We start from the raw sequence: 14,278 nt of genomic DNA, 5'->3' as shown, positions 1-14,278 counted from the left end.
ATTGCACTCAAACCGACAACTGTGAAGACAAGGGTACCAATGCCACCAGTTTGTGGAATGGTAATCTTTTTGTTTTTGATTTGTTTGTGTCCATTAATTGATTGTTTCAAAGTAGTGTCTGTCCAGGTGTTTTCTCCAACTTCAAATTGAATTAAATTGGACGGTAGAGCGTAACCTTCTGGAGCTTTTGTTTCAATTAAGTCATAACGTCCAGCAGTTAAGCCTTTAACTTCAAAATTACCATCAGTACTTGAAATGAATACAAATGCTTCTTCTTTATTGGATACCCATTTCCACTGCATATTCAATTTTTCATATGCTGCATCACGAAGGGCTTTTTTATTTTCTTTTTCAGGGGAATCCACCTTAACAGCCTCTATGTAAGCAGCCTCTTTGGCCTTATAATCATTCTCATCTTGTACCTTGCTATCACCATCTTTCAAAGCAAGATATTCTTCTCTCCCATCTTTTCTAATGATAAATTCTGCACCTAATAGTTTTTTTACATCAGTAGCGTCGCTATCTTTATCATCAGTTTTCACAAAGCGTTTACCATAGGTGATTACTTTTGGTTTATCTGGTACTAACGGTGGTGGGTTATCTGATGGATTATTGGTCACAGTTACAACTCCATTAACATTAACTGTATAAGATGGTAAGAAACCTGAAACTGGTTGTTCAATAACAATATATTGTACGCCTGCTTTCAAATCAGTAGAATATTCAGCACTGTTTTGATTCGCTGGAAGAGTAACAGTCCCTACTTTCTTACCTGTCTCTTGTTCGTAGATATCGAACTTAACTTCTGGATGTGGACCAACTGCATTTCCCCAAGTTTTATTTACAACAATTTTGTTTCCATTTGGGTCTGGTGTAACTGGTTTTGGTTTTTCATCAGTAAATGTCCGAGGACGGTTACCATAATGGAAAGTTACTTGGTTAGGGATTAATGTTTCGACTTGAGCAGAATCATTAAGCATACCTTTATAAGTAACAGTGATAGTAATATCACGTTGCTTAGCAGCCTCTTCAATAGCTCTCAATCCTTCTTCGTTAGCCTTTAATACAAAGCCGCGTTTATCTTGTTCAACTTGTGAGAAGTGAGTATCTTTCGAAATTGAAACAAGTTCAGTAGAAGAGATAGTTATTGAGTTAACTACAAAGTCCAATCCCTCAAGCATGGTATCTTCCCAAACAAGAGTTTTATAAGAAGAACCTTTTGGAATCGTAGTAGAAATCTTATACTCAATCTCTTCGCCAATCGCAACGTTTTTGTTTTCCGTACTGCCATCTTTAAATGTCTTTGTTACAGTAGGTTTATTCTCTGTATTTTTGGGATAGATATGAAGTTTATGATCTCTACTAGTATCAAAGTAGCCTTGACCATCTGGACGAGTGATTGGCAGTTCGATTCTGAATGGTACAGCTTGAGCTTCCGTCAACTCTTTACCTGCATCGGCCCCGTTAGTTTTATTGTAATAAGGAGAATTAACCTTATCTTCTACAAAAATATACACTCCATTATCAAGCTGGAACTCTGCTCCAGATTCGCTAGTAGTTTTACTTCCGTACTCACCCTCTAACGGTACATACTTGTCATTATCACCTGAAATCCCAAGCGATTCACCCGTAACAGCCTGAGCATTTTCTTGTGTTATTTTCTTATAAACCTTAAATGTTACCCCTGAAATCTCTGTCGCAGATTGTCCAAAGTAACCAGCAAACTGATCTTTAGGTAATTCACTTCCGTTTCTTGTTTTCTCGTCATCCGTTTTTAATGCAAATGTATCAAAATCATTTTTGCTCATCAAAACTTTATGAACAACAACAGCTGTTTTATGTGGCTGCGCATCATTCGCATGTACTAAATGTCGAAGATTTCCCAATGGACCGAACATCGTCAGAAGAACGGTCAAGAGGGAGAATAATTTTGTTAACTTCTTCATTATTTTCTCCTTTTCTTTTTATAGTCTTTCAGTTTGCTTCTACTACTAAGCAACGAGTCACAGACTGTACTAAAGTACGTCAAAACCAGTTAACCAAGTAATAAAAGATAAACTGATGACTAGTCTATTTACGTATGCGTTTCCAACGTTTTTCTTTTCCTAGCTCGACGGCAAGAGCCAGTAACATCATCCCTCCTCCCAATGTGATATATGGTAGAACTCCAAAACCTCCTGTCTTCGGATACTCTCCTTTTTTCAGGTTCTTAGCAGTAAGCAACTGCCTATTGCTATCATCTAGGGACAAGAGGTCATCTCCGTCTAGGAGTTCCACTTGACCACTATCGGTAAGACGAAGTCGGTAAACTTTCGTATTGAGCTGATAGCCTTCAGGGGCTTGGGTTTCTTTCAGTTGGTAAATCTGACCGATACGGAGGTTGTCAAAGACAATTTCTTCTCCATCGGTCGCTGTCGTCTTGGTGGCAACAGGAGTCGCACCATTCTCTTCTTTCAATTCAAACACCGCAGCGAGACGACGGTCGCTGTCACTATAGGCACGCTTGGCCAGCTTAAACTGTCCTATCTTCCTCTGATTCTTCATGGTAAAGACAACCACACGGTCATTATCTGCCCCCTGTAGCGAGGTCATGTCATCATCGCTACGGAGTAAAACAGTTCCGTTGTGATTGATTTGGAAGATGTATTCCTTACCATTTAGGACATAGCCTGTTGGTGCTTGGGTTTCTTGTAGGATAAAGTAGCCTGGACCGACATCAATGTCGGCTAGTCCATTGGCAGTTACACCAGTCGCAAGCTGCTCTAATTTGCCACCCTCAGGACCTTGGGCACGGTAGAGGGTAAATCTCGCACCATCTAGCAAGGTCTGCTCATTGGTCGCATCTTGCTTTTTGATCCGCAGGCGGAACTTCTTGATGTTTTTAATCAGCAAAATTAGCTCTTGACTGTTTCCACCATTTTCTACCGAGGCAAAACCACGGTCGTTGACATCAATCTGCAAGCGTCCTTCTTCCGTGATGGTAAATTGAATCGGACGAATCGCTTCATAATTCCCAGCTGGTGCCGTTATCTCTTTCAAGACATAGGTATTCGGCAAGAGATTTGGAAGGAGTAGCTCAGAATTTGCCCCAGAGGTATTGCCGACTAGACCTTGGAGCAGTACTTCTTGGTCACCATCTTTACGGTAGAGTTGGAAGCGTGCATCCAGACCTCTACTAGTATCATCATAATCACGCTTACGGATTTTGACTGTAAATGGTGTCCGGTCATTTTTAACGGTAATTGGGATAATCTTATCCGCACCCTGATCTTGACTAGTGCCAATCTCAATCTTAGCATCAGGATTGTTAATCCGAGCCGAGCCATTATCAGCGATTACAATTTGGTATTTGCGAGCATTAGCCTGATAACCTGTCGGTGGTTGGCTTTCTTGCAAATAGTAGGTACCTGGTTCCAAGCCTGGAAGTGTGATTTCACCGTTGCTGCCTGTCGTCACTTCCTGACCTATCTGCGTATTTTCATTCGGTCCAAATAGCTTGAAGCGTGCACCTGCAAGCTTGCGGTTGGCGTCACGGCTGTCGACTTTGGTAATCTTTATCTTAGGCTTGAAAACGTTGGTGAGTTTGATATTGATACGACCATCTTTTCGACCCTGACTAACCTGCTCAGTATTTGTTCCCTGAGCAAGCTGGACACTACCATCTTCTGCCACAGTGATATCGAAAGGCTGTAGTTGCTCGTAACCTGCTGGTGCAGAGAGTTCGCTGATAGTATAGGTTCCTTGTGGTAGCTGGAAGACGGCATTTCCAGCAGTTGAGCTCGTCCACTCAAGGGCCTTTTCAGTGTCAATCACACGACCTTGATAGTTCGTTACGTGCCAATTTCGATCACTAAATTGTGGCATCTGATTGCCATTCTTAGCCTGAATCCGCAACCGCACTCCTGTCAAGGTTGTTTCGTTACTGCGTTTGTCCACCTTCTGAATACTGATTGGCGTAAACGGTCTATTCTTGATGGTTAGTTGGATAAGATGACTGTCATCTGCTGATTGAATAGCGATTAAGTCACTTGGTCCTGACTGGATAGTTAGCTGCCCTGTTTGGTCAATGGTCAAATGAATCGGCGCTATTGGATTGTAATTGGCAGGAGCCACTGTCTCTTTCAGGACATAGCTATTCGGACTCAGGTTTGGGAACGTCAAGCTAAATCCGTCCTGACTGGTATTTCCACGTTCGATAACAGTCGTACCCGTTGCATCATAGAGTTCGAAGCGAGCGTCGAGACCTGTCGCCGCATTATTGACATCTCGTTTGAGTATCTTGAGACGATAGGTCAGAGGTTCATTTTTTACGATGAACTTCAGCACATTTGCAGTATTGGTATCAATCCTAACCTTATCATTTGTTCCAACGAGGTTGAATCGTGTCACTGTCTTCATCTGGCTTCCGCTATGGGATTGCTGTAGTGTCTGCAAGTCTAGTAAGACTGGACTAGCTAAACCACGATAGCCAGTTGGCGGCGCGCCTTCGACAAGGGCATAGCGACCGAGCACCTTGGCTTCTAAGGTCTGACGAACTTGTCCATTTGTTAAGGTAAAGGTTTGGACAAGATTTTGATCTGTCAGAGCGCCTGTCACCGTTTGTGACGTTGCATCATCTGGAACTTTATAGAGCTTAAATGTCACTGCTTGTTGGATAGTACGGTTATTCATATCCTGCTTCTCGATTTGAATCTCAGGATGCTGGATATTGCCAATTGGATATCGACCAGTTGATAATGCGTTAACGGTTTCTGTAGCTTGAGCTGAGACGGTCAATTCACGAACCCCATACCATTTCTGCTCTACTCGGTCTTCATTTCTCACACGAATGTAGCGAGCCACTATGTCCGTGTTCAAATCGACCAATCCACTGACTGTATAAGTAGACAGTGGGAAATAGGTGCGTCCATCTATTGAGTACTCAAGTGTGAAGCGGTTGAATCTATCTAGCGGATTGCGCTGAGTGCCTTGCAAGTAGCGAATGTGGCGAACACGTTTCACGCCTTGTAGGTCAACCCCTAGATAGGCTCCAGCAGGAATATTATCTCCTTGACCATTGAAATTATGATAGGTCACAAAAGTTGTATCATTTCCATCAATGGCATTGCTCTCAGGACCACTCTGAATATTACTCAAATCAGGAGATGTGATTAGGCTCGCCCCTTCGACTCGACTTGGTGTCACTTGGTCACTTGTTCGATAAAGGGATACTCCTGCTCGACTGACCGCAACTTTATAAACAAGCGGTTCCACCATGTAGCCCGCTGGAGGCGCTGTTTCAACAAGGGTGTAAGAACCGTAGGTCAGGTTAGTAAAGACGAAGTCTGTATTCGCAGCTTGTGTGACGGTCACTGGTTGGAAACTTGTGTCGTTGTCTTTTGACAGCGTAAAGGTCATCTGACCTGTGATAAGACTCGGCAAGTTTTCCAATCCCTTGATGCGTTTGGAAATACGCAAGGTTTTTAATCGGTCGTTTTTGACCGTCAGTTGAAGCGTATTGCCACTTGATGCACCAATTTCTAGAAGGCTCCTATCTCCTGACAAGATTTGTAATTGACCCGCCTGCGTGATTTCAATTCGAACTGGATCTACTTGAATATAACCTGACGGCGGCGTCACCTCTTTGAGGACGTAAGTGCCAGGGCGCAGATTTTGGAAGGTGAGGCTATTTTCTGCCTGTGTGGTATTACCTTGACTAATCACGGCTGTTTCATTGGCATCATAAAGTTCAAAACGTGCATCAAGTCCTGTATTTGGATTCGCAAGGTCTCGTTTCAATAGCTTCAAGTTGAAGGTATTCCGCACGTTTTTGACAACCATTTTCAGGGTATTGTCCGTTGCGGCGGTACTGTCATCAACCGTTACCTTGTCTGTTTGACTGAGCACTCTAAAGCGTGTGACTGCCTTATTGAGCTGAGTGTTATGCGGTTGACTGGCTTCGTAAAGTTCCAAGAGCACTGGGGCTGACAGTCCTGTATAGCCTGTCGGTGCTTGCGTTTCGACCAGAGCGTACCGACCTAGCACCTTGGTTTGTAGATTCTGACTTACCTGACCGTTTGTCAACTCAAAAGTTTGGACATGGTCAGCCTCTCGAATGACAACGTTATCAGCTGTTGTTGTATCATCTACCTTATAGAGTTTAAAGGTGACATTTTGTGAAATGACTTGCCCATTTGTATCCTGCTTTTCAATCCGTAATTTTGGATTTTGGATATTTCCGATAGTAAGTGTCCCATCTGTCAACGGAGTGATTGAGTTTCTTGTGGTAATCGTCATTTCCTTGATGGCTAACCAGACGTTCGTCTTGAGACGGAGGTTGCGAACACGGATATAACGTGCCATCACTTCGGTATCTTTCAATACTTCTCCAAGAGAACCACCAGTCGGTGCATTATAGGTGCCTAGGCTTTGGTAGTTTTGACCATCGACAGAATACTCTAACGCAAGACTATCCATTCTATCCTTATCACTTCCATTTCCTCCTGCTGGACCTTGGAGGTAGCGGATACGGGAAACATTTTTTATTTCTCCCAAATCAACTCCCCACCATTGACCTTCCTCTAGTCGGTTATTGGCAAGTTTGTAGAGAGCAACAGTTGAGTCGCTTCCGTCCAAGGCTCTACCTTCGATATTGTCTCCCCAGAGTGGCGCATTGTCAAAGTGGTTTGACTTGATGACCGTTAGTCCCGTAGCTTGAGTCGTTGTTCCTTGACCAGATTGGTACAAGCTAGCTCGTCCTTTGTCCACGATAACGGTATACGGTGTTGGGGATTTGACATATCCTGTCGGTGGTTCGGTCTCTTCTAAACGATACACGCCTTTTGATAAATTGTTAAACACAAATCTTGTATTAGCATTCTGCCTTAAAGTGATTGGATTAAAGCTTGTATCGTTTAATTTGGTCAACTTGAACGTAACAGGCGAAGTAATCAAATCGTTCAGACTTTCGAGTCCCTTGATTTTCTTAGTGATGACAAGAGTGGCTAGGTCAGCTCTGTTTTTCACCTTGAGAGTGAGATTATCTGATTCTAGACTGGCATTGTTTCCACCTGAAACCAGTTGCCAAACATAGTTGGAACCATTTTGGACCAACTTCACTTCGATACCAGTTGTCAGGATACGATAGCCTGCTGGTGCAGTCTCTTCGACAATGCCGTAGTTAACATTGGTCATAATGTTTGGAATAACAACCGCTTCTGACTCACCGTAAAGCGTAGCGGTTCCATCCGCTTTTGAGGTTTGAATGGTCGCCACTGGTACGGCTCCAGTATTTGGTCGGATAGTGTTGTTATTGTTCGTGTAATCACCTGATTTATAGACTTTGAAGGTAGCTTTGTCCGATGTGATGAGACGACCATCTTCGTCTGTCTTTTTAATCTTGAGGCGGACGACATCATTGACAACGGAGTAGAGGAGGTTGTTTGCATCTACAATTGATAATGGATCAGTCGCGTTTGATATCGGAGTTCCATTCACATCTGCAATCGTAATCTGTCCAGTAGCGGTTACCGTTAAGCGGTAGACTTTTGGTGTACGTGTATAGCCTACCCTTGCGGAGGTTTCTTCCAATAGATAGGTATGTCCAACAAGCAAGGATGGGAAGATGGCATAGCCGTACTCGTCCACTTCATGATCGAAGACAAGGCCTGTCACTGTGTCGGTAATCCTGAAACTAAAGGTCTCTGTTAGTTTTGGACGGATACGAGTTGTGGAGATTTGGAGCGCAGAAATCGTATAAAAACCACTACCCTGTGAGGTGACTTGCGCAGGTCCCCAGCTTCCTGATCCAGGGTCAAATTTCCAAGCGTTCAAGCCTCCGGTCGTTTTTTGAATACGTAATAGATTTCCAAATCGGTCTACGACTTCAAGAATACCATTGTTGTACTGACTGGCGAGTGGGTAGACCTTGCCGCCACTATCTGTCACGACTGTCCCCTCTACCTTGATAGTGACATCGTAATCTTTGAGGAGTGGTCGTGATGGTCTGAAGACCTTGCCATCTGGGCTGATATAAATATCTTCCTCGCCAGCCTTTTTACTATAGACAATACCAGTATCATCTGTATAGGTGATGGTGCTGCCATTTTTCTTCTGGGTAAAGACTTTGTGGAGGTTATTTTCAAAGAGAAGATTGCCTTGATTGTCTGTCTTCTGACTTAAACTTTGTCCGCGATTATCTACAAATTTTTTGCTTAGGCTATTATAGGTATAGGTATTTCCATGGTCATCCTGATACTGAATAGCATCCCCAACCTTTTGGTAGTTGGGGTAAACTACTGCTTTATTTGGGTCAGTTTTCTGAATCTTGAAATTCCCCAAAAGGTCTTTAGGCTCCTTAGGGACTACCCAACCTGCACCAAAGCCTTCCGTCGGTACATAGTAGTCAACGATTTGCCGTGTAGCAAAAACACTCTGTCTAGAATGAACTCCCATGTGGTAGCCCAAACGGTTGAGGTCAGCTGCTTCAGCTGATGGAGTCTTCTTTTTAGACTTGATAATTGCTAAGTAGGTTTTATTGTGTTCTGGACCACCCCAGTTTGCCATCCACTCTGTCGCATTGTAGGGATTAAATCTCTTACCAGTGGAAACTTGCTGACCTGCTTCAGGATTGTTTGGGTCTACGGTAGCCATCGGTGGCACCATAGAGGTCACTGGACTGTTGGCATATTGACCGTTGTAGCCTTCAAAGAGCTTGATATCGACAATCTGGAGTTCCGAACCTGTAGGTCTTAGATAGACTTCCCAAGCACCTGGACCAGTCGCATTTCTATTTCCATTATATACGAAGTAGTGGTACAGATAGTTCCGATCTTCGTAGACGGGGAAGAGTGCATCACGACCATAGGAGGAGGTCTGTTGAGCACCTGCTCCAAAGTCATGGGTGGTTTCAAAAAGCTGTGTTCGCTGATTGATATAAACACCACTTTTACTAGGATCACCATTAGCGTCTTCTAAGTCAATTGGAGTTCCGTTCATATATTGGGAAGTGTAGATGATTTTCCGACCTAAAAACCAAGGGTTACCATTGGTCGGAGTCGCACCCGCTTGCTCGGTCATCAGCATATAGTTGGGATAAAATCCTTCATAAAAGTCATACTTTTTGATTTGATCATCCAAGTCGTTGATATCCCAGTCCAACCTACTATCGGTTGCTCCGTTACCAGCTGGTCGGATACGCTTGCTACCACGGTGGCGACCATTACCATCTGTAACAGCGGTTAGATTGTATTTATCAACTAGCTTACCGATAATGGCATCCCCTTCAATAGGTCCTTTGTCATTCGCATACTTCTGGACAACGAAGGTCAGCTCGCCTGCCTTGGTATAGTAGACATTGAGAATCGGAATCCCTGTTGGTTCTGTCGCACTTTGTCGTGTCACAACTGTAAAGAAGAGGTTCCCGATATGTGTATCAGGATAGCGGTCCTCTACACTGTCTAGTCTATCGTAGGGAACTGTCTCATTATCATCATACATAGGAGCACGGTTCAGCAAAATCTGGTTCCCAAACTTCAAAGTGAAGTAGTCCCCTTCCTTGGCTTCTGCCGGTAGTTTCCACCTGATATCCATACCAGCACCATAAGTAGAATAACCATCTTGGAATTGATAATAACCAAAGGTATCAATATTGGCGTAAGTGATACCGTAGGTCTCTACACTTGGAGAAAGCGTCGTATTGACTGCAGCCCGTTCTGATACAGAGCGTGTGCGTCGTACTGCACGTGATAAACTTTCTTTTGGTTGGTTAATGACGAGAACTGTCTTAGCAGGCTCTGATTCTGTTAGTTCTACCGCTTCTATTTGTTCAGCGAGATTATAACTTGAGGTAGAAGTGAGTTGCTTGATGGTGTAAGTCCCTAGTGCGATATTTTCAAAGGTCACATTTCCGTTTAAATCCGTCTTCCCTTTCGTCGTTTGTTCGGGATGGTCCACTGGGGAAATTTCAAACTCACTTTCTGTCAGGGGAACCTTTGGGTCTGGATTATTCTCTTCATATGCTCTGAGCTGAATGGTCAGGCTACCTGGGGCTCTTGGCATCTCGGTTGATGCAGTTATCTCTGTCGTTTCCTGATTAGTAAACACCAATTGATTTTCTTTGAGAATGGTCAGGTAATGTTCGTTGGTCATTGCGACCATTTCCCCAGTCTGAACCTCGGCAACCTTTTTGAAGACAAAGACATGTTCTTCAAATCGCTTGCTACTGTCATTTGGGTCTGTATTTAAGGTGACAGGGCGGTCAGCACTGGGTTTGATTTTCAGTGAATAGTAGCCTTCGCCATAAACCGGTAATTGTTCGAGGCCGGCCGCGAGTGCGTCGCTACCTGCTGCTGCAACCTTCCTATCATTTTCATTATAAGCCTCATCTCGGTAGAAACCCTCAGGAAGTATATCCTGACCTTGGTCATTTTGTTGCAAAGCCAGACCGCTTTGTAGCACCAAGGTCAATCCTTGCTCGTTGATTTCTCCTTCTGCAGCTTTGAGTTTGACAACCAGCTGCTCGGTGTTTGTTTGTCCCCTATCAATGGTAAGCGATAACTTAGAGGCATCCTCTTGATAGTCTTTTATGTAAGTATCGCGTATCCTTACTCCTTCTGAAATCGTTTCTGATAAGGCAAGGACTGGCGTTGCCACAGAATCTACTACTAACAAGGCGAGTAACCATTGACTCACTGCCTTTTTCCACGACTGCATTTTTCTTTCCTCTCCTATGCTTAGCCACTTGCTGAATCCATTGTGTCTATACAACTCCAATGGTGAACAGTCTAACGTTTCGCACTTCTATTGATTTTTATATCCTAAATGACAAAAAAATGGTATCAAGCTTTACAAGACCCTGCTCGACTACTTTGTCTCTTTTTTTAAAACTGATTTCGTCCAAGATGTAGTGATAAACTTTCTTTGTGCTGAAATGACGGTTGCGGGTTCATTCTTTCTCTCAAAAAAAAGTTTCTCTTTACTTCTATGGGTTCCTGTTTCCGACAATTGCGACTTCCTTGCTCACATGGGAACAAGGCGCAGAAACCATTTTTACATCGTGACGCTTTTAAAAGCTCTCTTCCATTATACCCCCCCCCCCCCCCGAAAAATCAAGTAGTTATTCTCAATTTCCACGACCGGCGCGAAAACCTAAATCCTTAAACCTGTAGTATTTTAGTTTGCTTTTAGTACTAGGCAACAAGTCACAGGCATAACTGATACTCTTCGAAAATCGAAAGCAGACGTTGTTAACTTGATTGGATGAGTGAGGCCGGCAAAAAGCCCAGCTCCACTTCTTAGAGTTCTTGTCAACATCTCAGCGCCTACTACCTGAAAATGCGAAAGTATAGTGATTTGAATTAGGAAAAGGACAACTTTAAGTTATAGTGTCAATAACCTACTCCTAAAATAACTTTAAAGTTTTCAAATTGATAAACTTAGATATGTCCTGCTTCATTTCACTATAAATGAATATATTTGATGGCACAAAAAAAGTCTGAACCTAAGCCCAGACCCTACTAAAACAATTATTTTACTTCAACTTTTTCAGTCCAAGGACGCGCTGTAGTTGCTAGAACCTCGTTGAGTTCTTCTACGTTGCGGCGACCTTGATCCGCCAACCAAGCTTTGGCTGCTTCTTCACCCTCGCTTGCAAAGATGGCTACTGCATCCTTCCAAGTCGCCCGACCACACAGGACACCATTAAAGCTTGAACCAGCTTCTTTGGCAAAGACAAGGGTTTCTTGGAAAAGTTTAGCAGATACGCCAGCGCTCAAATAAATGAATGGCAAGTGAGTGCTGTCTGTTTGTTCCTTGAAGAAGGCCTTAGCTTCCTCAACTGTATAAACTGGCTCTTCATCTGTGTAGCCTTCTACAAAGTTCATATTGACAGGCACTTCAACCTTGAGCACGTCGGCATTATAACGTGACTTACTAAATTCACGCATGGCACCATTGACCTTGTGTGGTTTGAGGGCTGCGTATTCACGAGAAGTCACATCCATATCGCTGGCATCGTAAGTCAAGATTTCGACGAAGTAAGGAATATCTTCTGCGATACACTCACTACCAATGCGTTCTACCCAAGCATGCTTAATGTCGTTGATTTCTGGCTTGTCATCTACATCATAGTAAAGCAAGATTTTTACGGCATCCGCCCCCAATTCTTTGATACGTTTGGCTGACCAATTTGGCAAAAGGTCTGGCAAACGACCTGGTGTGGACGCATCGTAACCTGTTTTTTCATAAGCTGCAATAAAACCGCAATCTGCATGGCGCAATTCTGAAGCTGGAACACCGTATTCCGCATCCAAGAGAATGGAGCTTGCATAAGGAGTCAAATCGCTTGAGATGACTTTCTTGAAGTCAATCAAAATATCATCTCCAAATTCGCCACCACCTGCTGCAGTAGCAAGCAGGCGTTTCAATGCACCACGTTGGTCAATCGCCAAGGCCGCAATCACCTGATCGCTGTTTGACAAGCGGGTCATGTGATTGAATTTAGCTTGAGAAAGTTGTAATTTTGTCATTAGTTTCCTCCTAAGGAATTTTATTAACCAAATCGTTTCACGCCATCTAGATAGGTCGCTTGTAAGCGTCCTGCATCATCTACGACGATAAAGTCTGCAGCTCGACCTTCTGCAATCCGACCACAAATATGGTCAATATTGACAGAGCGAGCTGGTGCCAGAGAAGCCATACGAAGGGCATCAGGCAGGGATACCAAGCCCCATTTCACAACATTCTGCACTGCTTCGATCAATTCTAAGATAGAACCTGCCAAACTACCACTTTCTTTTAAACGAGCAGTTCCATCTTTTACAACAACTTCAAATTCACCGAGGCGGGACTCCCCTTCACCCATACCGCCAGCTCGCATACAGTCCGTAATCAAAACAGTTTCCTCTGCTCCACGTGCTTTGACCACGATTTCTGCCGCAGCTGGATGAACATGGTGTCCATCACAAATCATTTCCGCATAGACATTTTTTAAATTCAAAGCAGCTCCGACCATACCTGGTTCACGGTGATGAAGCCCACTCATCCCATTGTAAACATGGACGAAGATATTGGCACCAGCTTCTACTGCCGCTTCCGCTTGCGCATAGGTCGCATCGCTGTGAGCCAAAGCAGTATGAATTGCCTTGCTGTTAGCAAACTCGATGAATTCTTTGACGCCTTCACGTTCTGGAGCAATAGCAATTTTATTGACTAAACCTTTAGATAAGCTGTGCCAGTTGTCCAACTTTTCAATGGATGGATCGCTCATGTACTTAGGATTTTGTGCTCCCTTGTATTTTTCTGTAAAGAAGGGACCTTCTAAGAAAATACCTTGAATCTTGGCGCCTGTTTCCTGCCCTGCATAGGTCCCAATCGTTTCACAAACTGCATCTAAATTTTCAGTCGTATCTGTTAAGGTCGTTGGAAGCCAAGAGGTTACCCCACAAGACAAGAGGCCTTCTGAAATTACCTTAATCCCTTCAAAATCATTGTCCATAACATCGTGAGAAGCGTAGCCGTGGATATGTGTATCAACTAGCCCTGGAGCTAAATGAAAGTCAGAATAATCAACAATCTCCCCTTCAGGCTTTTCAGTCACAATCCGTCCAAACTGACCCTTGTCAGTAATTTCCAAATAGGCTGATTCGACCTCACTCTCTGGTAAAATAATAGATTTTGCTTTTATAAATACTGTCATATTATCTCCTTTATTGATATATACACTTGTCAAACTGGTTATAACCATATACTAAATATATTGTAGAACTTCTATTAGAAAATGTCAAGTAATTACCATAACTTTATAAGAAATGGATGCTGTGAGAAGGTAGAAAAAAGAGTTCTTACTCCCCAAAGTACCGTTTCTGAATCTGTACTTGGAGATAAGAACTCTACGTAAGCAGTGTATACTAAGCGTCAATCCATGACCTAATACCCTGCCTCCTATCAAATATAAATATATTACAACAATTCGTTGAGAGGCTTGAAGATGATACGTTCCAAATCAGCTACATAAGTTCCCAACTGTTGTTGCTTGCTGAAATATTCCGTCAAAAGTGGATTTCCCTGAACTTTCTTGTTGAAATCCAACATTTTCTTTTGGTCAGCTTCAGTAGGAATTTCACCAGCCTGCAATTTAGATTGGATTTCTTTTTGGAAAGAAATATAACTTTCCAATATTTCTTTGGCTTCTGAATCCCCCTCAACTGAGACCTTAACGGCTTCCACCGCCTTATATTCAGGCAGGTTACGGATTGCACGTTCCAATTCATTTGCTATATCATAGATATTTGTTGACATA

At 43.2% G+C, this 14,278-nt stretch carries 5 protein-coding genes; all 5 read right to left on the bottom strand.

Annotated elements, in window-relative coordinates; all coding sequences use genetic code 11:
- Nucleotides 1-1,946 (bottom strand): isopeptide-forming domain-containing fimbrial protein (locus P7J58_RS00850; protein ID WP_408556360.1); only part of this gene is annotated, 1,946 nt, incomplete at its 3' end.
- A gap of 124 nt (nt 1,947-2,070) precedes the next feature.
- Nucleotides 2,071-10,692 (bottom strand): SpaA isopeptide-forming pilin-related protein, encoded by an 8,622-nt coding sequence (locus P7J58_RS00845; protein ID WP_408572531.1) that lies wholly within the window; start codon nt 10,690-10,692, stop codon nt 2,071-2,073.
- An 812-nt stretch (nt 10,693-11,504) separates the two neighbouring features.
- A complete protein-coding gene (gene lacD / locus P7J58_RS00840; RefSeq protein ID WP_408555289.1) occupies nt 11,505-12,506 on the bottom strand; it encodes a tagatose-bisphosphate aldolase in 1,002 nt (333 codons plus the stop codon).
- A gap of 23 nt (nt 12,507-12,529) precedes the next feature.
- A complete protein-coding gene (nagA, locus tag P7J58_RS00835; RefSeq protein ID WP_024395469.1) occupies nt 12,530-13,675 on the bottom strand; it encodes an N-acetylglucosamine-6-phosphate deacetylase in 1,146 nt (381 codons plus the stop codon).
- A gap of 263 nt (nt 13,676-13,938) precedes the next feature.
- A complete protein-coding gene (locus P7J58_RS00830; protein WP_024401417.1) occupies nt 13,939-14,277 on the bottom strand; it encodes a YlbF/YmcA family competence regulator in 339 nt (112 codons plus the stop codon).
- Nucleotide 14,278 lies beyond the last annotated feature (1 nt).

Source organism: Streptococcus suis (genome assembly GCF_046032535.1).
GTDB lineage: Bacteria > Bacillota > Bacilli > Lactobacillales > Streptococcaceae > Streptococcus > Streptococcus suis_AK.
The sequence above is the reverse complement of the archived record's forward strand: the minus strand, read 5'-3'. Positions and strand labels throughout refer to the sequence as shown.